This is a genomic window from Elusimicrobiota bacterium, from assembly GCA_026388095.1.
Lineage (GTDB): Bacteria > Elusimicrobiota > Elusimicrobia > UBA1565 > UBA9628 > UBA9628.
Window position 1 is genome coordinate 100,054 of record JAPLKL010000014.1, and the last position, 20,811, is coordinate 120,864.

Consider the following 20,811-nt stretch of genomic DNA (forward strand, 5'->3'; position numbering starts at 1 on the left):
CCCCCGAAAGGGGGTTTCGTGTTTTAGGGCCCGCCGCGCTTGGTATAATCCTCCCTATGAAGCCCCCCCTGAGCGACCGCCGCGCCGTGGAAGCGGCCGTGGCCTCCCTGCAGGAGCGGCTGGCCGACGGCGACCCCGGCGACGCGGCCTTGCGCAAGGACTGCGCGGCCGCCCTCTCGGACCTGCGCGCCGCCTACCGCGCCGACCGGGCCCTGTTCTCGCCGGAGACCATCGCGGCCCTGCAGGAGCTGCGCGAGGTGCTCAGCGAGGCCGGCCCCGCTTCGGAGCCGGCTCCGTGAGCTTGCCGGACCTGGAGATCCTGGCCTACGAGCCCACGCCCTTGGGCGCGCTCTGCCTGCGGCGGCGCCGGCTCCCCTCCGAGCCGGAGACCGCGGTGACGGAGGTCACCCTCGGAGGCGAGTTCCTCATGAGCAGCGTCAACACGGCCTCCGAGCGGGCCCTGGCCGAGACCGCCCTCAAGCTGCATCCGGGCCGAGAGCTCAAGGTCCTGGTCGGCGGGCTCGGCCTGGGCTGCACCGCGAGCGCGGCCCTGGCCTCGCCGCGCGTCAAGAGCCTGGAAGCCGTGGAGCTCCTGCCCCAGGTCATCGCCTGGCTGGAGCGCCGGCTCGTGCCGCTGGCCGACGAGCTCAAGGCCGACGCGCGCTTCCGGGCGGTCCAGGGAGATATCTTCGCGATGCTGGCCCGGCCGCCGAAGCGGCTCTGGGACCTCATCCTCATCGATGTCGACCACTCGCCCGAGGAGCGCCTGGACGAAGCCAGCGGACCTTTCTACACCGCGCAGGGCCTGGCGCGGGCCCGCAGGCACCTGGCGCCCGGCGGCGTCCTCGGGGTCTGGTCGTATTCCGAGTGCGCCCCTTTCGGCGAGGCGCTGCGCAGGACGTTCGCGGCGGTCCGCGTCGAGCCGGTGCCCTTCAAGAACAGGCTCGCGGGCACGGCCCGCACGGATTGGCTCTACTTCGGTCTCTCCTGATATCGCAGGCGGCCGTTGATGTTTCCTTGACCCCGCCGGGCTAGGCTATGGGCAAGGAGGACAGGATCATGGCGATAGAGGAGAAGAAGTACAAGACGGGATTCGTCATCGCCGCAGCGGGTTTCGGCGCCGCTCTTTGCGTCGTCACCGGCATTGTCATGGGCGTGCTCTTCGCGCCGAAATCGGGCAAGGAGACTCGGGCCCGACTCGACGAGTGGCTCAAGGAGAAGCGCGACCAGGGCTCGGACCTCCTGGCCAAGATCAAGGAGGAGAGCCTGCGCCGCAAGGAGCAGCTGGCGGCCACGATCAAGGCCGGCCGGCAAGCCTACGTCGAAACCTCCAAGCACGGCTGAGACGGCGGGCCGGGGAGCCCTGTTGCGCAATTGTGAACGGCGGCCCCCCGGCCTATTGACGCAGGCGGCGCCCGGGGGTATACTCATCGAGTAGCCGCACTTTCCGAACCTGAGACGAGCAATGTCAGGACCGAGCCCCCGAGAGGGGGTTTCGTGTTTCCGGCCGGATCGGGGACTCTCACTCCGTCGGCAGCTTGGACTCCACCCACTCCTGGATCCCGCCCTCGTAGGCTTTCACGTCGAAGCCCGCGGCGGAGAGCTTCTCCGCTGCCATGCGCGAAGCGGTGCACTTGGTGTTGGCGCAGTAGGTCACGACCTCGCGCTTCTGGTCAAGCTCGGAGAGCCTCTGGCCGAGCTGGTCCAACGGGATCTTCTTGGACCCCTTGATGAAGCCCAGCTTGTAGTACTCAGGGTCGAGCACGTTGACGATCTGCACCGACTCGCCCTTGCGCATCTTCCGGGACAACTCCTCTTTGCTGATGGTCCGCACGGTCGTGTTGGTCGCCATAGGTGATATCCTCCTGATTCTCTTAGGATAAGTGAGCCGAGAGGACGGGATGTTACAGCGGCCTGGCCCCCTGGGCTGCTGGCCTACGGCCTCACGGCCGAGGCCTTTTCCAGGCTCGCCCGCCAGGCTTTGGCCGCCTCCAGCATGAAGGCCAACCCCGCGCGCCTGAGCCTGGCGGACGTGGCCGGAATCCTCTCACGCTGCCTTTAGGCCCGCCGGATCCCATTAGAATCTCTTATGGATGGCGCTTGCACTGGCCCTTATTTTGTTACCATATGGAAGTCGCCACGAGGAGGGAGCATGCCGAACATCAAGGTGGATGAGGCCCGCTGCAAGGGCTGCGAGCTCTGCACCGCCGCCTGCGCCAAGAAGTGCATCGTGATGTCCACGACGTTCAGCGTCACCGGCTATTATCCCGCCGTCTGCTGCGCCCCGGAGCGCTGCACCGGCTGCGGCCTGTGCGCCCAAGTCTGTCCGGACCTGGCCATCGCGGTCTTCAAGGAAGAGAAGGCGAAAAAATAAGGCGTCGCAGGATTTCAGGAGGAATAGATAATGGGCGAAAAGCTTCTCATGAAGGGCAACGACGCGATGGCTGAAGGGGCCGTGCGCGCCGGCTGCCGGTTCTTCGCGGGCTACCCCATCACCCCGCAGAACGAAGTGCCGGAATACATGTCCTGGCGCCTGCCCCAGGCGGGCGGGAGCTTCGTCCAGGCCGAGTCCGAGGTGGCGGCCATCAACATGCTCTACGGGGCGGCGGCCACCGGGATCCGGTGCATGACCTCGTCCTCCTCTCCCGGCATCAGCCTCAAGCAGGAGGGCATCTCCTACGCCGCGGGCGCGGACCTGCCCATCTTCTTCGCCAACGTGGTACGCGGCGGCCCGGGCCTGGGCAACATCGCCGGCGCCCAGGGCGACTACTTCCAGTCCGTGCGCGGGGGCGGTCACGGCGACTACCGGACCTTCGTCATGGCCCCGGACTCCGTCGAGGAGATGGGGAACTTCCCCCTCCACTGCTATGAGGTCGCGGAGAAGTACCGCGTCCCGGCCATGGTCCTGGCCGACGGCGTCCTGGGGCAGATGATGGAGCCCCTGGAATTCCGGTTCCCGCAGGTCGATCCCAAGACCCTCCAGTCGCCGGACTGGGCCCTGGGCGAATGCAAAGGCCGCAAGAACCGCCTGGTGGGCTCCTACGACCTCAGCGAAGGCAAGCTGGAGGTCATGACCCTCAACCGCGGCAAGAGATACGCCGAGATCGAGGCCAAGGAGGTCATGTTCGAATCCCGACAGTGCGAGGACGCCCAGGTGGTCCTCATCGCCTACGGCATCGCGGCCCGCGCCTGCGGCGCCGCCCTCAAGATGGCCCGAGCCGAGGGCCTCAAGGTCGGACTGTTCCGGCCCATCACCCTCTGGCCGTTCCCGAAAAGCCAGCTGCGCGCCCTGGCCGACCGGGTGGACTCCTTCCTGGTCGTGGAGATGAGCATGGGGCAGATGGTCGACGACGTGCGGCTGGCGACCGAATTCCGCGCGCCGGTGCACCTGCATGCCCGCCCCTCCGGCGTCACGCCGACGGGTGAGGAGATCCTCAAGAGGATCAAGGATGCGCTGAAGGCAGGCAAGGGGGAGCGCGTATGCTGCAAGTGAACAAACGGCCGGAAAGCCTTCTCGACGTGAAGATGCACTACTGCCCGGGCTGCGGCCACGGCATCGTGCACCGGCTGGTGGCCGAGGCCATGGACGAGCTGGGCATCCGGGAGCGCACCGTGGGTGTAGCCCCGGTCGGCTGCGCGGTGTTCGCGGACCACTACTTCAACTGCGACATGATCCAGGGCCCGCACGGCCGGGGCCCGGCCATCGCCACGGGCATCAAGCGCTCCAAGCCGGGCTGCATCGTGTTCTCCTACCAGGGCGACGGGGACCTGGCCTCCATCGGCATGTGCGAGACCGTCCACTCCGCCGGGCGCGGCGAGAACATCACCATCATCTTCATCAACAACGCCATCTACGGCATGACCGGCGGCCAGATGGCGCCCACCACGCTGATAGGCCAGAAGGCCACCACCTGCCCGATGGGCCGCGACCCCCAGGTCAACGGCTACCCCATCCGGGTCTGCGAGCTCCTGGCCACTCTCGACGGCAGCCGCTACCTGGAGCGCACCTCCATCCACACGGCCGCCCACGTGATCAAGGCCAAGAAGGCCATCAAGAAGGCCTTCCAATACCAGGTGGAAGGCAAGGGCTTCTCCATGGTCGAAGTCCTCTCCACCTGTCCGACCAACATGGGGATCAGCCCCCTGGACGCCTGCAAGTTCGTCCAGGAGAAGATGCTCCCCATGTATCCGCTGGGCGTGTACAAGGACGTCCCAGGAGGCAAGGCCAATGTATCAGGGAATTAGAATCTCCGGCTTCGGCGGGCAAGGCATCATCTCCTCGGGCGTCCTCCTGGCCTACGCCGGGATGCTCGACGGCAAGCACGTCAGCTTCTTCCCCTCCTACGGGGCCGAGATGCGCGGCGGCACGGCCAACTGCTCGGTGGTCATCTCCTCGGACGAGGTCACGACCCCCGTGGTCTCCCAGCCCGACACGGTCATCGTGATGAACGAGCCCTCCCTGGCCAAGTTCGAGCCCCTGCTCAAGGCCGGCGGGCTCATGATCATCAACGAGTCCTTGGTGAAATCCCGGCCGATGCGCAAGGACATCAAGGTCGTGCTGGTGCCCTGCAACAAGATCGCCGATGAGCTCAAGGCCCCCAGGATCGCCAACATGGCGGCTTTGGGCGCCTTCTGCAAGCAGACCGGGGCCCTGTCCATCGAGGCGGTGGCCAAGGCCATGCCCAAGGTCTTCAAGCGCGCCAAGCCCGAGATGCTGGAGCTCAACGTCAAGGCCCTCAAGATGGGAGCCGGCCTCAACTAGGGCCGCTGCCGTCCTGCATTCCGCCCAGGCACGCATGTGTCTGGGCGGAATCCGAAGCGTCCCCGGAGGGACCCAATGAAAGCATCAGACATCGGATACATGCCGCCCGCCATCGGCGTCGGCGTCCAGAGCTTCGTCGCCAAGGTCTATAATTGGATGGCCATGGGCCTGGCGGTCACGGCCGGATGCGCTTGGTATATGGTCTCCCACCCCAGCATGGTGGTCAATCTCGCGCACAATCCCATCCTCTTCTACGGCCTCCTGGGCGGCGAGCTGCTCCTGGTGATCGGGCTTTCCGCCGCCATCAGCCGCATCTCGGCCGGCACCGCCACGGCCGGCTTCTTCTTCTACTCCGCCTTGAACGGCGTCACGCTGTCGCTCATCCTGCTCGTCTATACGCAGGCGTCGGTCGCCTCGGCCTTCTTGGTCGCCGCGGGCATGTTCGGCGGCATGGCCCTCTACGGCCATGCCACCAAGAAGGACTTGACCAGCGTGGGCAGTTTCGCCGCCATGGCCTTGTTAGGGGTCATCATCGCTTCTGTCGTGAACATGTTCGTGCGCAGCTCGGGCATGGACAAGATCCTGACCTACCTCTCGGTGCTCGTGTTCGTGGCCCTGACCGCTTGGGACGCGCAGAAGATCCGGCGCATGGCCGAGGGCGGCTTCGGCGACTCGGAGCTGGAGAGCAAGGCCACGGTCATGGGGGCCTTGGCTCTCTACCTGGACTTCATCAACCTATTCCTGAGCCTGCTCCGCATCCTGGGCAAGCGCCGGGAGTAAGCTTATCCCGGGATCAGGATCACGCCCCGGCCGGAAGAGCCGTCGATGCGGATGTCCAGGGGCTCGGCCAGCCGCACGTGGCGCAGCAGCTCGGTCTCGGAGACGGCGGGCTGCCGGTCGAGCCAATCCCAGCGCAGGGTCCCCCCTCCGTGCGCGCCGTGCACCGTGAAGTAGCCCAGCCCCAGCGAGGTCACGTTGTGGAAGAAGTGGGTCCCGTAGGAGGGGTCTATGACGAAGCCCTCCAAAGTGGTCTCCACGATGACGCGCGATTCTGAGATCTGGTTCCAGCGCACCGGGATGCCCAGCCAGGGGTCGGCCGAGCCCCAGCGCCCGGGCCCGATGAGCAGGCACTGCCGGCCCTCGCGCCTGAGGGCCTCGTTGACCTGGCCGATCTGGGCCGCGATGTCCACGGTCCGGGCCGGGTCGAAGCGCTCGGGCTTGACGTAGACCACGTCGGTGACGCCCGTCACGTAGCCGTTGCCCAAAGTGCGCGGGCTCTCGCAGAGGACGCGCTCCGCGGCCAGGCCGTCCAGCCTCACCTTCTGGGTGCTCCAGCGCGAGATCATGGGCCGCATCTGCAGGATGGAGAACTCCCGCAGGCCGTCCTCCCCGGGCTGCAGGTCCGCGGCGAACTCGATCTCCACGTGGGAGCCCATCGCCTCCATGCCGATGCGAATCAGATGGTTCAGGAGGGCGGGCAGAGGGAAGACGTCGTCCTTGAGGATGGGCGCGAAGGTCACCAGGCGCACCCCCGGCCGCGAGGTCCCGTCGTAGACGCAGTCGTTCTCCGCGGAATAGGTGGAGCCCAGCGGCCCCAGCGTGCCGTCCGCGTCGGCGGCCGCCAGGTCGTGCCAGACCATGCCGGGCTCGTGGTCGTAGCCCAGGTCCGCGGCGGAGCGCCCCGTGTCCAGGGCCAGGAAGTCGCGCTGGGAGTTGGTCAGGTAGTCGGCGACCTTGGAGAACTGGTGCAGATGCTGGGGATGGTTGGGCGAGAAGCGCAGGGCCCGGTAGCCGTCCATGATGGTCTTGCCCAGGCCCAGCGCGACGTAGGCCACGCCGTCGTCGGCCGCGATGGGCGGCACCGGGTAGTAGTTGTAGGACTGGACCACCCCCGAGAAGCTGGGGTAGTAGCGCCGGCCGTCGCCCCGCGGCCGGCCGACCAGGTGCTGGACGATCACCGCCATCTTCTCCTCATCGGGCAGGTGCGTGGAAAAGCGCAGATAGGAGCGGGCCTCGACCGAGAAGGTCGAGGCGTAGACCAGCTTGACCGCGCGCGCCAACTGGCGCACCCGTTCCTCGGGGTCCGGATCGTTGTTGGGGAGCATGTAGGTCTTGTAGACTCCGGCGAAGGGCTGGGCCCGGGAATCCTCCAGCATGCTCGAAGAGCGCACGGCCAGCGGCCCGCGGATCTTGCCCACCATGGTGCGCAGGTCCTCGATCACGTAGGAGGGCAGGTCGGCCTTGGTGAAGGCCTCGGCCAGCTCGGCGTTGCCGCGCTCGGCGCGCACGAAGGAGCTCAGGCCGCTGTGCTCCATGAAGAAGTCGAAGACGTCCGTGGAGATGACCGACGTGTGCGGGACCGTGATGCGCACGCCCTCGAAGCGCTGCGCCATGTCGGTCTTGGAGAGCAGGAAGTTGACGAAGGCCAGGCCGCGCGCCTTGCCGCCGATGGAGCCCTTGCCGATCTTGACGAAGGGGCTCTCCTCGTCGAAGTACCGGCCGTCGAACTGGATGATGGTCCCCAGCTGGGTCTTCTGCAGGAACCGGTGCATGGTCTCGATGAGGTAGCGGCGCAGGCCGCCGATGTCGCCGAATTCCATGGTCTTGCGCGGCCGGATGAGATAGGCGATCTCGAACTCGGTGCGGGCCATCAGCCACTTCGAGAAGTGGTTGTGGTCGGAGTGGTACTCGATGCAGGCGTCCGGAACGGTGCGCAGCCGCTCGATCATGCCGTGCAGGTCCGCGGCCCGGCCGTGCTCCCGGCCGGCGGCGTCGCGGAACACGAAGTCGCCGAAGCCGAAATAGGTGAGCATGAAGTCCTGCAACTGCCGCAGCAACGCCGGCGAGGTCTTCTGCAGGAACGAGGCGCCCACGGCCTGGGCCTCCGGGGCCTTGGACGCGTCCGAGGACTGCACCAGCACCGGCATGTCCCGGATCTGGGCCTTGATGCGCTCGGCCAGGACCAGGCCGGCGCGGGGGTCTTCCCTGCCCTCGCGCCGGAACTGGACGTCCGTGATGATGCCTAGGAGGTTCCCTCGGTACTTCTCGTAGAGGGCCCAGGCGGACTCGAAATCGTGGGCGAGCAGGATCTTGGGCCGCGCCCGCATGCGCAGCATCTTGTGGGTGAGGTTGATGCCCTCGGCCATCAGAAGCTGGGTCTGCTTCATAAGCTCCGCGTAGAGCACGGGCAGGTAGCTGGAGTAGAAGCGCACCGAGTCCTCGATGACGATGATGGCCTGCACGCTGGAGAGGGCCAGGTCATGGTCGATGTTGCGCTGGTCCTCGATAAGCTTGATGATGGACATGAAGATGCGCGGGTCGCCAAGCCAGACGAACACGAAGTCCACCGCGGCCCGGTCCGCTTCGGAGAGCTGGGCCACGTCCATCATGTTGAAGCAGAGCAGGATGACCGGCAGGCCCGAGACCAGGCCCTTGGCCTCCTGGGAGAAGGCGGCCACGTCCAGGTTGCCCACCGAGGCCATGGTGATGACCAGGTCGAAGCGCTCGGAGCCCAGGCGCTTGAGCGCCTCGGCCGCCGTGGAAACCCTGGTCACGCGCGGGGCGTAGCGCAGGTTGAGGTCGAGGTACTCGCTGAAGACCAGTTCGGTCAGGGCGTCGTCGTCGGCCAAAAGGAAAGAGTCGTAGGGGGCGGCGACCAGCAGCACCTCCCGGATGCGGAAGGGCATGAGCTTGTCGAAGCCGCCGAACTGGATGTCGTAGGTCCCGACCAGCGGTCTGGCGTGTGCCTTTTCCATGCCGGTTATGGCGCCGGCGCAGTGCTCGAGGCACTGCGCCGGCACCGTTACCGAATCCGTCCGCGACTTAGACGAGCCCCTGGTCCATCATGGAGGTCGCGACCTTCAGGAAGCCGCCGATGTTGGCGCCCATGACGTAGTTGCCGGGCTGGCCGTACTCCTTGGCGGTGTCCACGCAGGTCTTGTGGATGCTCTTCATGATGTTGTGCAGGTGCCGGTCGACTTCCTCGCGGCTCCAGTTCATGCGGATGGCGTTCTGGGACATCTCCAACCCAGAGGTGGCCACGCCGCCGGCGTTGGAGGCCTTGCCGGGCGCGAAGAGGGTCTTCTTGTTGACGAAGATCTCCACCGCTTCGGTCGTCGAGGGCATGTTGGCGCCCTCGGCCACGCAGATGCAGCCGTTCTTCAGGAGGGTCTCGGCGTCCTTGCCGCTGAGCTCGTTCTGGGTCGCGCAGGGCAGGGCCACGTCCACCTTGACGTTCCAGACCCCGGTGCCGTCGTGGTACTGGGCCTTGGGGAACTTGGCGACGTATTCCTTGATGCGGCCGCGCTTGACGTTCTTGAGGTCCAGGACGAAGGCCAGCTTCTCGGCGTTGATGCCGTCCTCATCGACGATGTAGCCGTTGGAGTCGGACAGCGTGACGACCTTGCCGCCCAGCTGGTTGACCTTCTCGACCGCGTACTGCGCGACGTTGCCGGAGCCGGAGACCGCGACTCTCTTGCCCTTGAAGCTCTCGCCGCGGGTGGCCAACTGCTCGGCGGCGAAGTACACGCAGCCGTAGCCGGTGGCTTCGGGCCGCACCAGGCTGCCGCCCCAGTTGAGGCCCTTGCCGGTCAGCACGCTGTCGAAGCGGTTGGTGAGCTTCTTGTACTGGCCGAACATGAAGCCGATCTCGCGTCCGCCCACGCCGATGTCGCCGGCCGGGACGTCCGTGTTCGGGCCGATGTGGCGGAACAGCTCGCTCATGAAGCTCTGGCAGAAGCGCATGACCTCGGCGTCGGACTTGCCCTTGGGGTCGAAGTCGCAGCCGCCCTTGCCGCCGCCCATGGGCAGCGTGGTCAGGGAGTTCTTGAAGATCTGCTCGAAGCCCAGGAACTTGAGGATGCCGAGGTTCACGCTCGGGTGGAAGCGCAGGCCGCCCTTGTACGGTCCGATGGCGCTGTTGAACTCCACGCGGTAGCCCCTCTGGATGTGGATCTCGCCCTTGTCGTCCGTCCAGGGCACGCGGAACGTGATCGTCCGCTCTGGCTCGACGATGCGCTCCAGGATCTTGGCCTTCTTGAACTCCGGATGGCGCTCCATGACCGGGACCAGGGATTCCACGACTTCCTGGACGGCCTGGTGGAATTCCTTCTCTCCCGGGTTCTTGGCGGTGAGGTCCTGCATAAATTTGGAGACAAATGCGTCCTTGCTCCCCGACTTCGGTCTGGTCAAAGTGGCCTGCATTGTGTTCGTAACCCCCTCGATATATCGACGATAAACGGCTGTATTCACAGAGTATCTCTTAAGGATACTGTTGTCAATACATTTATTAGCCCAGCTTATAGTAGGCCGCCCGCGCTCCTAGATCTTCCCGGTCAAGGGAACCGGCAGGACGAACACGCGCGTCCCGGCCTCCTGGTCCAGAAGGAACAGGGCCTTGTCGCCCTCCAGGCGCTGAGCCTTGCGCAGGATGGCCTCGGCGCTGGACTCCTCCTCCACCTGCTCCTTGACGAACCAATCCAAGGCCTGCTTGGTGGCGTGGTCGCGCAGCTCCAGGGCCAGGTCAGCGATGCCGTTGATGGAGGCGGTCACGGCCTGCTCGTGCGCCAGAACGGCCTTGAAGATGTCGGTCGTGGACTTGAACTTGGCGGGCGGGGCCGCCACCGCGCCCAGCGCGGGCCGCGCGCCCTTCTCGCAGAGGTAGTTGAAGAAGATCAGGGCGTGGCAGCTCTCCTCCTGCGCCTGCACCCGCATCCACTTGGCCATCCCCGGCAGGACCTGCTCCTCGAACCAGCCCGCCATGGCCAGATACAGATAGGCCGAATAGAACTCCTTGACCACCTGCTCGTTCAACGCCTGCTCCAGCTTCTTGTCCAGCATCTCGGGCCTCCTCGGCATTAGAGAATCTAATGAAACAGTCCGTCCCGCGGCACAATTGTGATATAATCCGATTCGTTGCGCACCACTTTAATCCTAACGAAAGGATAACAAAAAAATGAAGATAGGAATCCCGACTGAAATCCTGGAAGGCGAGCAGCGGGTGGCCGTCGCCCCCGGGACCGTGGCCGACCTCAAGAAGCTCGGGGTCGACTTCCTCGTCGAGTCCGGCGCCGGAGCCGGAGCGCACTTCTCCGACGCCGACTACAAGGCGGCCGGCGCGGAGGTCACCGCGGACACCCGGGCGGTATGGTCGGCCGACGTCGTGCTGAAGGTCCGCCCCCCGGCCCTCAACGTCAAGCTCGGGACCCACGAGGTGGACCTCCTTAAAGAAGGCGGCGCCTTGGTCAGCTTCGTCTACCCGGCCCGGCACAAGGAGCTCCTGGACCAGTTCGCGGCCCGCAAGGTCTCGGTGCTGGCCATGGACATGGTGCCCCGCATCTCCCGGGCGCAGAAGATGGACGCTTTGAGCTCCATGGCCAACATCGCCGGCTACCGGGCCATGGTCGAGGCCGCCCACCAATTCGGACGCTTCTTCACCGGCCAGATCACGGCCGCAGGCCGGGTCCAGCCGGCCAAGGTCATGGTCATCGGGGCCGGCGTGGCCGGCCTGGCCGCCCTGGGCGCGGCCAAGGGCCTGGGCGCCATCGTGCGCGCCTTCGACACCCGCCCCGACGTGAAGGACCAGGTCATCAGCATGGGCGGAGAGTTCTTGGAGGTCTCCATCAAGGAGGACGGGACCGGGTCGGGCGGCTACTCCAAGGTCATGAGCCCCGAGTTCATCAAGGCCGAGATGGAGCTGTTCATGAAGCAGGCCAAGGAGGTGGACATCATCATCACCACCGCCCTGGTCCCCGGCACCAAGGCCCCCATCCTGCTCACCAAGGAGCACGTCCACGCGATGAAGCCGGGCTCGCTGATCGTGGACATGGCCGCGGAGCAGGGCGGCAACTGCGAGCTGACCCAGCCCGGCAAGATCGTGGACGTCAACGGAGTCAAGATCGTGGGCTACACGGACCTGGCCTCCAGGCTGCCCAACCAGGCCAGCAAGCTCTACGGCACCAACCTGGCGCACCTGCTCAAGCACATGCAGGTCGGCAAGGGCTGGAAGATCGACATGGAAGACGAGATCGTGCGCGGCGCTTTGGTGGCCCACCAGGGCCAGATCACCTATCCTCCGCCCAAGCCCAAGACCATCATCAAGCCCGTGGCCTCGACTCCGGCCAAGCCCGCCCCCGGCGAGGCCAAGCCCGCCGAGCCCGAGTGCTCCTGCGCGCGCAACACCGTGCTCGGCGTCCTGGCGACCGCGGCCCTGACCGGCATCGGGCTCTACGCCCCGGCCGCCTTCATGCCGCACTTCACGGTGTTCGTGCTGGCCATCTTCATCGGCTACATGGTGGTCTGGAACGTCACCCCGGCCCTGCACACGCCCCTGATGAGCGTCACCAACGCCATCAGCGGCATCATCGTGATCGGGGCCATGCTGCAGATCTCGGGCGGCTTCGACCGCTGGACCACCTGGCTGGCGGCCTGCGCGGTCCTGCTCGCGTCCATCAACATCTTCGGCGGCTTCCTCGTCACGCGGCGCATGCTGGCGATGTTCAGGAAATAAAGGGAGAACTCTCACCATGGAACAAACCATCGCGCAGAACGGCCTCTTGGTCGTGCTCTACATCGTCGCCAGCGTCCTGTTCATCCTCAGCCTGGGCGGGCTGAGCAACCCCGAGTCCTCGCGGCGGGGCAACTGGTTCGGCATCATCGGCATGGCCCTGGCGGTGGCGGCCACGTTCTTCCACCCCCAGGTCAGCGCGCAGAGCTACGGCGCGCTCATCGCCATGATCGTGCTCGGCGGCGCCATCGGCTCGGTGGTCGCGGCCAAGATCGCCATGACCGCCATGCCCCAGCTGGTGGCGGGCTTCCACAGCTTCGTGGGCCTGGCTGCGGTCTTCGAGGGCATCAACAGCTACGCGGAAGGCGCGGGCTTGCTCGGGGCGGTCCGGACCATCCACGACACGGAGGTCTTCCTGGGCGTCTTCATCGGCGCGGTGACCTTCACCGGCTCGATCGTGGCCTTCGGCAAGCTCCAGGGCATCATCCGCAGCAAGCCGCTGCTCCTGCCGGGCCGGCACCTGCTCAACGCCGGGATGGCTTTGGTCTCGGTCTACTGCGGCTACCGATTCTTCGGCGTCGAGGACCTCATGGCCCAGGGCCTGCCCGCGCTGCTGACCATGACCGTGCTCGCCTTCCTGCTGGGCTGGCACCTGGTCATGAGCATCGGCGGGGCGGACATGCCGGTGGTGGTCTCCATGCTCAACAGCTACTCGGGCTGGGCCGCGGCCGCCACGGGCTTCTTGCTCAACAACGACCTGCTCATCATCACGGGCGCGCTGGTCGGCTCCAGCGGCGCCATCCTGAGCTACATCATGTGCAAGGCCATGAACCGCTCGCTCATCAACGTCATCTTCGGCGGCTTCGGCGCCCAGGAGGGCAAGACCGCGGCGCCGGGCGCGGCGCCCGCCGGCGAGGTGGTGGCCATGAACGTCGACGAGGTCTCCAACCTGCTCAAGGAGGCCCGCAGCGTGGTGGTCATCCCGGGCTACGGCATGGCGGTGGCCCGCGCCCAGCATCCCATCAAGGAGATCTCGGACAAGCTGCGCAGCCGCGGGGCCAACGTGCGCTTCGCCATCCACCCGGTCGCGGGGCGCCTGCCCGGCCACATGAACGTGCTGCTGGCCGAGGCCAACGTCCCCTACGACATCGTGCTGGAAATGGACGAGATCAACCCGGACTTCCCCGAGACGGACGTGGCTTTGGTCATCGGCGCCAACGACATCGTCAACCCGGGCGCGCTGGAAGACCCGTCGAGCCCCATCTACGGCATGCCGGTCCTGGAGACCTGGAAGGCCAAGACCACGGTGGTCCTCAAGCGCAGCATGGCCGCGGGCTACGCCGGCGTGGACAACCCGCTGTTCTACAAGGAGAACACCCGGATGCTCTTCGGCGACGCCAAGAAGAGCGTGGACGCCATACTCGCTCAGCTGCAGTAGCGGACGCGATCGTCCGCCTAAGCCGGGCCTGCTGACTCTTCAGCAGGCCCGGCCTCTTTTCAGGCGCCGCAGCCCGGGAATATTCATACAATAGCGGCATGTGGTCCCACCTTTCCGCCCTTCTGCCGGTCCTCCTTCTGCTCTTCCCCCGCGCGGCCTGGTGCGCCCTGCCGGACGCCGATGTGAAGAAGGTCCTGGATCGGCTCTCCAGCCGGTTCCCGGCATACGACAAGGCCCGGCTCGGGAGCGGCGTGCGTGCGGCGGCGCGGCTCTGGGAGGCGCAGGACGGCCCGGCCCAGGTCTTCGAGGATTTCTGCGCGGAGAACCTGGTCCCGGACGCGGAACGCGACGCCCTCCTGGACCGCTTCGAATCCAAGCTCGAGGCCTTGCGCGGGCATTTCACGGCCATGGGCCTGGAGCTGCGGCGCGAGATGGACGAGGACCGCGGCGAGCTCAAGCCCATAGACCGCAGCTTCGCGGCATTCGCTCCGGATGCGCATCTGACCGACGACCTGTTCAGGAGTCGGCTGGGCTTCGCCGCGCTGCTGAACTTCCCCCCGCGGACTCTGGAAGAAGCGGCGGCTCAAGGGGCGCGCTGGTCGCGCCGACAGTGGGCTGAGGCCCGCCTGGCCAAGGCCTTCGAATTCCGCGTGCCAGCCGGGGTGATCCAGGAAGCCTCGGCGCGGCGCTCCACGGCTGAGGCCTATGTCAATTCCTATAACATCTACATGGATCATGTGGTGGGCGCCGACGGCAAGCCCCTGTTCCCCGCCGGCCTGAAGCTGCAATCGCACTGGGGCCTGCGCGACCATATCCGCGCGCTCTACGCCGACCCGCGGGGGCTGGACAAGCAGAAGCTGATCCTGCTCATCATGGAGCGCATCATCCGCCAGGAGATCCCGGCGCCGATGGTCAACGGGAACCAGTACTTCTGGGACCCTGTGCGCAACATCACCCTGGGCGTGGAGCCGAGCGCTCCGCGCGAGCCGGACGTCCGCTATCAGACGCTGCTGTCGCTTCTGTTCGCGGCGCGGCTGGAAGACCCTTACTACCCGGGCTACCAGACCTTGATGGACCGCAGCTTCCGTTTGGAGCGCGAGATCCCTGAAGCGGAGGTGGAAGCTTTGCTCAAGAGCCTGCTGGAGGCCCCGGCGGGCAAGCGGGTGGCGGCGCTGGTCAAGAAGCGCCTGGGAAGAGACCTTCTGCCTTTCGACATCTGGTACGAGGGGTTCAAGCCTCCCAAGGGCATGCCGCTGGAGAAGCTCGACGCCTTGGTCCGCAGGAGATATCCGACGGCTTCGGCGTTCCAGAGGGATATCCCGAACATCCTGATGAAGCTGGGATTCTCGCCGGAGACCTCGGCCTTCCTGGCGGCGCACATCGTGGTGGACCCTGCCCGGGGCTCGGGCCATGCGGCCGGGCCGGACATGCGCTCGGATGTGGCGCATCTGCGCACGCGGGTAGGCAAGGATGGGATGGACTATCAGGGCTTCAACGTGGCGATGCACGAGCTGGGGCATAACGTGGAGCAGACTTTCTCCCTGCATCGCGTGGGCCACTATCTTCTGCACGGGGTGCCGAACAGCGCTTTCACGGAGGGCTTTGCCTTCGTGTTCCAGGCGCGGGACCTGGAAGTGCTGGGCTTGAGCCAGCCGGATGCGCAAGCGGCGGCGCTGAAGGACCTGAACGATTTCTGGGCGGCGCGGGAGATCGCGGGCGTGGCGTTGGTGGACATGAGGGTGTGGCATTGGATGTACGAGCATCAGGGGGCGGATGCGGCGCAGTTGCGCGAGGCGATGGTGGGGATCGCTCGCGATGTGTGGAATGAGTATTATGCGCCGGCCTTCGGGGTGAAGGATTCGCCGATATTGGCGATTTATGCGCACATGTTCTACTACAGCCTCTACATCCCGAACTATCCCTTAGGGCACCTGATCGCTTTCCAGGTGGAGGATTACTTCAAGACGCACTCCTTGGGGACGGAGATGGAGCGCATGTGCCGCATCGGCAGCGTGACTCCGAAGGAATGGATGCGCCAGGCGGTGGGAGGGCCCATCTCTCCCGAGCCCATGCTCAAGGCTGCGGAGAAAGCGTTGGCGGTACTCCGCTGAGCCTACATGGAAGGCAGCGTTATCTCTTCCTTCTCTAGGACCGGCGTCTGCGGCGCGGGCGCGCGGCGCGGCCGCCCGGCCGGCTTCTTCCCGCCCTGGCTGGGCTTGGGCAAGGTCACGGACGCCGGCGCGGCTTTGACGTCCTGGGGCTCGGCCTTGGCCTGCGACTGGACCAGGCCCGCGTAAAGCCGGCCCGTCACGCCGCTCTGGAAGGAGAACCGGTCTTCGATGAGCGCGCCGCCCAAGGACTTCTCGATGCGCGTCCGGTGCGGAGCCCAGGCCGCCTCGTTCAGGTCCCCGAAAGGGTAGACCGCGAAGAACAGAGCGGCCCGGCGCTTGCCCCGGCCCTTGCGCAGGCGCTTGATCAGCTTGCGCAGGTCCTTGACGTCTTCCGCCAGATCGCCCGAGGCGGCCTTGGTGTCCGCGAAAGCGTAATCCGTGGGCAGGCTCGCCGCCTCGACGAGCCAATCGCCGGCGCGGACCGCGGCGCGGCCCTTGGGGAGCCTGAAGGCCGGCTCCACCTCCCCCTTTTCCGCCAGGATGGCCGTCAACTCCACCTTGAGCCAGCCGTCGATGCGGACTCGTCCTCGCGACAGCCCCGGCATCGCCTTGTGCTCCCAGAACCGGCGCTTGAGTTCGTTTCCGACATGCGTGCGCAGTTCGTCGAATTCCATGGCTATTTCCCCTCGCTCTTGAAATATAGGACCGCCAAGGGCGGCAGGCAGATCTCCAAAGACTGCCCGTGCCCGTGCCAGCCCACGCCCTGGGCGGTCACGCCGCCCAGGTTGCCCAGGCCCGTGCCGCCGTACTCGGCCGCGTCGGAGTTGAGGATCTCGGCCCACCAGCCGCCGCGGGGCACGCCCACCCGGTAGCTCTTGCGCGGCACCGGCGTGCAGTTCATGACCACCAGGACCAAGTCGTTGGTGGACTGGCCCTTGCGCATGAAGCTCAAGACCGAGTTGTCCGCGTCGTTGCAGTCGATCCAGGAGAAGCCCGACGGGTCGAAGTCGCGCTCGTAGAGGGCCGGCTCGGCCCGGTAGACCCGGTTGCAGCGCTCCACCAGCCGGCGCACGCCTTCGTGCGGCGCGTAGTCCAGCTGGTGCCAGTCCAGGCTCGAGTTGCTGTCCCACTCCCGCCACTGGCCCCACTCGCTGCCCATGAACAGGAGCTTCTTGCCCGGCTGGGACCACATGTAGCCGTACATGAGGCGCAGGTTGGCGAACTTCTGCCAGTCGTCCCCGGACATCTGAGAGATGAGCGAGCACTTCCCGTGCACCACCTCGTCGTGGGACAGGGGCAGGATGAAATTCTCGTGGAAGGCGTAGAGCATGCGGAAGGTGATCACGTTCTGGTGGTACTTGCGGTGGATGGCGTCCTTGCGCATGTAGTTCAAGGTGTCGTGCATCCAGCCCATGTCCCACTTGAAGCCGAAGCCCAGCCCGCCCACGTAGGTCGGCTTGGACACCATGCCCCAGGACGTGGATTCCTCGGCGTAGGTCTGCACGTCCGGGAACTGCTTGTAGATCTCCTCGTTCATGCGGCGCAGGAACCAGATGGCATCGATGTTCTCGCGGCCGCCGTACTCGTTGGGAATCCACTCCCCGTTCTTGCGCGAGTAGTCCAGGTAGAGCATGGAGGCCACGGCGTCGACGCGGATGCCGTCGGCGTGGTACTTGTCGAGCCAGTACAGCGCGCTGGAGATGAGGAAGGAGCGCACCTCGTTGCGGCCGTAGTTGAAGATGAAGCTGCCCCAATCCGGATGGAAGCCCTTGCGCCGGTCGGCGTGCTCATAGAGGGACGAGCCGTCGAACTGCCCGAGGCCGTGGCCGTCGGTGGCGAAGTGTGAAGGCACCCAGTCCAGGATCACGCCGATGCCCTCCTGGTGCAGGTGATCCACCAAGTACATGAAATCCTGCGGCGTGCCGAAGCGCGAGGTGGGCGCGAAATAACCGATGGACTGATAGCCCCAGGAGCCGGAGAAGGGATATTCCATGACCGGGAGGAACTCGACGTGCGTGAAGCCCATGCGCCGCATGTGGGCCGAGAGCTTGGGCGCCAGTTCCCTGTAGGTGAGGGACCGGTTGCCTTCCTCGGGCACGCGCATCCAGGACTCCAGGTGCATCTCGTAGATGGAGACCGGCGCGTCGTGCGCGTTGCGCTTCTTGCGGTCCTTCATCCAGGCCGCGTCGTTCCATTGGTAGTCCAGGTCCCAGACCACGGAGGCGGACTTGGGCGGGACCTCGGCATGGAAGCCCACGGGGTCGGCCTTCTCGGCCTTGTGCCCGTGCAGGTGCGAGGTGATGTGGTACTTGTAGGGCATGCCTTTCTCCACGCCCGCGACGAAGCCCTCCCAGATGCCGGAGGAGCCGCGCTGATGCAGGGGGTTCTTGGTCTTGTTCCACTGGTTGAAGTCGCCGATGACCGTCACCTTCTTGGCGTTGGGCGCCCAGACCGCGAAGTAGACGCCCTTCTGGCCGTCGTACTCCATGAGATGGGCCCCGAGCTTGTCGTAGATGCGGAAGTGCGAGCCCTCGTTGTAAAGGTAGAGGTCCTGCTCGCTGAGCAGAGTCGCCGTCGGGTGATGCGTGCCTTTATCGGTGGTGTTCATTTCGTCCATCTCCTTGGGCCCCGTCCGTAAGCCCCGGTCATCAAAGCCAGCCGTCCCGCCACTTCGGCGGTGAGCGCCCCGGGAGTCAGGCGCCACTGCCAGTTGTTCTCCAGCGTCCCGGGCAGGTTCATGCGCGCCTCGGAGCCCAGCCCCAGCAGGTCCTGGGCCAGCAGGATCGCGGTGTCCGCCGGGCTCTTGAGTGCCGCGCGGACCATGTCCCAGTGTATCTCGACTCCGTTGGACTCCAGGTAGCGCAGGGCGTTCTCCCGCTCCAGCCGCGCCTGCTCCACGGTCCGGGTGCCCGGCTTCTCGCTGAGGTTGCGGAACCAGCCCGCCACCGTGTCGTTGTCGTGTGTGCCCGTGTAGGCCACGCAGCGCTTCGGGAACTTGTGCGGCTGCTGCTTCTCGTCCCAGTCCCAGAAGGAGAACTGCAGGACCCGCATGCCGGGGAACTGGAAGCGGTCGCGCAGGGCCTCCACCTCCTTGGTGAGCGTGCCCAGGTCCTCCGCGATGATCTCGATGCCCGGCGGGTCCTGTCGCCCCGGTATCCCGTCGGCGCCGACGTGCGCCGCCGGGACGCCCTCCGGGGCGCCACCCGCCTGGCCTGCCCGAGGGTCATGGAAGGCGCGCAGGACGGAGCGGAAGAGGTCCTCCCCGGGCGCCAGGACCCAGCGGCCGCGCACCGCGTCCTTGTCGCCGGCCGGGATCTCCCAGTAGTTATGGAAGCCGATGAAGTGGTCCAGGCGCACGGCGTCGAAGCGCGCCAGCGTAGCGCGGAACCGGGCTATCCACCAGGAGTAGCCGTCCGCCTTCATGGCCTCCCAGCGGTAGATGGGGTTGCCCCAGAGCTGGCCTTTCTGGCTGAAGTAGTCGGGCGGTACCCCCGCCACGACCGTGGGCCGCCCGTCCGGCCCGAGGCAGAAGAGCTCCGGATGAGACCAGACGTCCGCGCTGTCTCCCGCCACGAAGATCGGGATGTCGCCGATGAGCCCCAAACCGATTTTGGCGCAGTAGGCCTTGAGCTCGGTCCATTGCCTATGGAAGAGGTACTGCAGGAACTGATGATAGCGGATGCGCGGGGCCAGGTCCTGCCGGGCGCGCTCCAAAGCCGCCGGATGCCGGCCGCGCAGGCCCGGCTCCCACTCGACCCAGGGCAGGCCTTGGTGGACCTCTTTGGCCGCGCAGAACAGCGCGTAATCGCCGAGCCAGGCCTTCTGGCCCTCGCAGAAATCGGCGAAAGCGGCCTTGGCCCCGAAGTCGGTTCCCCGCTCGAATGCGTCGAAGGCCTTGGCGAAGCGAGATTCCTTGAAGCGCTCGACCGATGCGTAGTGGACATGGTCCCTGGCCTGGCCCCGGGCGGCCTTGAGGTCGGCCGGCTCCAGCAGCCCTTCCTGGCAGAGCCTGTCCAAAGACAGGAGCAGGGGGTTGCCGGCGAAGGCCGATGAGGAAAAATACGGGGAATGCCCGTGCCCGGTGGGGCCGATGGGGAGCATCTGCCACCAGGTCTGGCCGCAGGCGGCCAGGAAGTCCGCGAAGGCGTAGGCCTCGTGGCCGATGTCGCCGATGCCGTGGGGGCCGGGCAAGGAGGTCGGGTGCAGGAGCACGCCGGAGGACCGCCTGTGCAGCGTGGGCTTCTCAGTCATCGTTGAAGGCTTGATTCTAGCAAATGGCAGGCTAGGCCAAGCCCCATTTTTTCAGCGCCGCGGACTCCTCCTCAGGGGAGGTTACTTTCTTGAAAAGCGCGGGCTTGCCATGGACGCGGGCCTGGCACTCCGGCCAGGTCCGATGCTTTTCCAGCCTGCCGTCGAGGAGGCTCAGATACCAGCCCGCCTTCTTGAGCCCGGAGGGCCGGCTGGGAGCCACGGGAAGGGCTTCGGGCTCCGGCGGGAAGAGGTCCACGGAGTAGCCGAGCAACGGCCCGTCGTAGAGGTCAGGATGTTTCCCGCGGGAGAATGCCACCGCGACCTCGTCGCAGCGGGAGTTGGCCGGATGCCCTCGGTGTCCCCGGACATAGTTCCAGGAGAGCTTCTCCCGGCGCCGGGAGACCAGGCGGTCCAGCTCCTCCCAGAGGTCGCGGTTGAGGGTCTCGGCGCCGTCCACCCGGGTCCAGCCCCTGCGCTTCCAGATGTGCAGCCAGCGCGTGATTCCGGAGATGAGGTAGGTGGAATCCGTGTAGACGGCGACCGGGCCGGGAAGGGCTTCCAAGCAGCGCAAGGCCGCGATGGCGGCGCCCAGCTCCATGCGGTTGTTCGTGGTCCGCGGCTGGCGCCCCCCGAGCTCCCGGACCTTCCCTTCCGGAAGGAGCACGATCGCGCCCCAGCCGCCCGGGCCCGGATTGCCGGAGCACGCCCCGTCCGTATAAACGAGCAGGCCACCTTCCTTCATCCC

Annotated in this window: 19 protein-coding genes; 11 read left to right on the plus strand and 8 right to left on the minus strand. The window is 66.3% G+C overall.

Features of this window, described 5'->3' with window-relative positions:
• Positions 1-56: 56 nt before the first annotated feature.
• The 3 genes from NTY77_03830 (at position 57) to NTY77_03840 (ending at position 1,344) form a co-directional block, all read left to right on the plus strand.
• Positions 57-299: a hypothetical protein gene (locus tag NTY77_03830; protein ID MCX5794609.1), complete on the plus strand. Its 243-nt coding sequence runs from the start codon at positions 57-59 to the stop codon at positions 297-299.
• Positions 296-991 carry a spermidine synthase gene (locus NTY77_03835; protein ID MCX5794610.1) on the plus strand — a complete coding sequence of 232 codons (696 nt, stop codon included), beginning with the start codon at positions 296-298 and terminating at the stop codon, positions 989-991. Before NTY77_03830 ends, NTY77_03835 begins: the two co-directional genes overlap by 4 nt.
• A 68-nt stretch (positions 992-1,059) precedes the next feature.
• Positions 1,060-1,344, plus strand: a complete 285-nt coding sequence (locus NTY77_03840; protein ID MCX5794611.1) for a YtxH domain-containing protein — start codon at positions 1,060-1,062, stop codon at positions 1,342-1,344.
• A gap of 178 nt (positions 1,345-1,522) precedes the next feature.
• On the opposite strand, the gene NTY77_03845 is transcribed toward NTY77_03840, so the two are convergent.
• On the minus strand, positions 1,523-1,852 hold the full coding sequence (locus NTY77_03845) for a rhodanese-like domain-containing protein (protein MCX5794612.1): 330 nt from the start codon (positions 1,850-1,852) through the stop codon (positions 1,523-1,525).
• Between the two features lie 300 nt (positions 1,853-2,152).
• Between NTY77_03845 and NTY77_03850 the strand changes: the two genes are divergently transcribed.
• The 5 genes from NTY77_03850 (at position 2,153) to NTY77_03870 (ending at position 5,542) form a co-directional block, all read left to right on the plus strand.
• The gene (locus NTY77_03850) at positions 2,153-2,374 is read left to right on the plus strand and encodes a 4Fe-4S binding protein (protein MCX5794613.1); all 222 of its coding nucleotides are present in this window, start codon (positions 2,153-2,155) and stop codon (positions 2,372-2,374) included.
• Positions 2,375-2,404: 30 nt separating this feature from the next.
• Positions 2,405-3,493 carry a 3-methyl-2-oxobutanoate dehydrogenase subunit VorB gene (gene vorB / locus NTY77_03855; protein ID MCX5794614.1) on the plus strand — a complete coding sequence of 363 codons (1,089 nt, stop codon included), beginning with the start codon at positions 2,405-2,407 and terminating at the stop codon, positions 3,491-3,493.
• The gene (locus NTY77_03860) at positions 3,481-4,245 is read left to right on the plus strand and encodes a thiamine pyrophosphate-dependent enzyme (protein ID MCX5794615.1); all 765 of its coding nucleotides are present in this window, start codon (positions 3,481-3,483) and stop codon (positions 4,243-4,245) included. Before vorB ends, NTY77_03860 begins: the two co-directional genes overlap by 13 nt.
• Positions 4,229-4,762: a 2-oxoacid:acceptor oxidoreductase family protein gene (locus NTY77_03865; GenBank protein MCX5794616.1), complete on the plus strand. Its 534-nt coding sequence runs from the start codon at positions 4,229-4,231 to the stop codon at positions 4,760-4,762. Before NTY77_03860 ends, NTY77_03865 begins: the two co-directional genes overlap by 17 nt.
• A 75-nt stretch (positions 4,763-4,837) precedes the next feature.
• Entirely contained in the window at positions 4,838-5,542 is a 705-nt protein-coding gene (locus NTY77_03870) for a Bax inhibitor-1/YccA family protein (protein MCX5794617.1), read from the plus strand.
• 2 nt (positions 5,543-5,544) lie between these two features.
• Here the strand turns inward: NTY77_03870 and NTY77_03875 are convergent, their stop codons facing one another.
• The 3 genes from NTY77_03875 to NTY77_03885 all read right to left on the minus strand — a co-directional run bounded on the left by NTY77_03875 (position 5,545) and on the right by NTY77_03885 (position 10,600).
• Positions 5,545-8,517 carry a histidine kinase gene (locus tag NTY77_03875; protein MCX5794618.1) on the minus strand — a complete coding sequence of 991 codons (2,973 nt, stop codon included), beginning with the start codon at positions 8,515-8,517 and terminating at the stop codon, positions 5,545-5,547.
• A 67-nt stretch (positions 8,518-8,584) separates the two neighbouring features.
• Positions 8,585-9,964 (minus strand): NADP-specific glutamate dehydrogenase, encoded by a 1,380-nt coding sequence (gdhA, locus tag NTY77_03880; GenBank protein ID MCX5794619.1) that lies wholly within the window; start codon positions 9,962-9,964, stop codon positions 8,585-8,587.
• 117 nt (positions 9,965-10,081) lie between these two features.
• Positions 10,082-10,600, minus strand: a complete 519-nt coding sequence (locus tag NTY77_03885; GenBank protein MCX5794620.1) for a ferritin — start codon at positions 10,598-10,600, stop codon at positions 10,082-10,084.
• A 115-nt stretch (positions 10,601-10,715) separates the two neighbouring features.
• Between NTY77_03885 and NTY77_03890 the strand changes: the two genes are divergently transcribed.
• The 3 genes from NTY77_03890 (at position 10,716) to NTY77_03900 (ending at position 15,815) form a co-directional block, all read left to right on the plus strand.
• The gene (locus NTY77_03890) at positions 10,716-12,269 is read left to right on the plus strand and encodes a Re/Si-specific NAD(P)(+) transhydrogenase subunit alpha (GenBank protein ID MCX5794621.1); all 1,554 of its coding nucleotides are present in this window, start codon (positions 10,716-10,718) and stop codon (positions 12,267-12,269) included.
• A gap of 16 nt (positions 12,270-12,285) precedes the next feature.
• Complete coding sequence (gene pntB, locus NTY77_03895) at positions 12,286-13,704, plus strand: Re/Si-specific NAD(P)(+) transhydrogenase subunit beta (GenBank protein ID MCX5794622.1); 1,419 nt, start codon at positions 12,286-12,288, stop codon at positions 13,702-13,704.
• Positions 13,705-13,802: 98 nt separating this feature from the next.
• Positions 13,803-15,815 (plus strand): hypothetical protein, encoded by a 2,013-nt coding sequence (locus tag NTY77_03900; protein MCX5794623.1) that lies wholly within the window; start codon positions 13,803-13,805, stop codon positions 15,813-15,815.
• Between the two features lie 2 nt (positions 15,816-15,817).
• On the opposite strand, the gene NTY77_03905 is transcribed toward NTY77_03900, so the two are convergent.
• Genes NTY77_03905 through rnhA form a run of 4 tightly spaced genes read right to left on the minus strand, consistent with a single transcriptional unit; the run spans position 15,818 to position 20,808 of the window.
• Entirely contained in the window at positions 15,818-16,489 is a 672-nt protein-coding gene (locus NTY77_03905; GenBank protein ID MCX5794624.1) for a hypothetical protein, read from the minus strand.
• A gap of 2 nt (positions 16,490-16,491) precedes the next feature.
• Entirely contained in the window at positions 16,492-18,423 is a 1,932-nt protein-coding gene (gene glgB / locus NTY77_03910) for a 1,4-alpha-glucan branching protein GlgB (protein ID MCX5794625.1), read from the minus strand.
• Complete coding sequence (gene malQ / locus NTY77_03915) at positions 18,420-20,066, minus strand: 4-alpha-glucanotransferase (protein MCX5794626.1); 1,647 nt, start codon at positions 20,064-20,066, stop codon at positions 18,420-18,422. The genes glgB and malQ overlap by 4 nt, the downstream gene beginning before the upstream one ends.
• A 31-nt stretch (positions 20,067-20,097) precedes the next feature.
• Positions 20,098-20,808, minus strand: coding sequence for a ribonuclease HI (rnhA, locus tag NTY77_03920; protein MCX5794627.1), 711 nt, complete (start codon positions 20,806-20,808; stop codon positions 20,098-20,100).
• Positions 20,809-20,811: the final 3 nt, after the last annotated feature.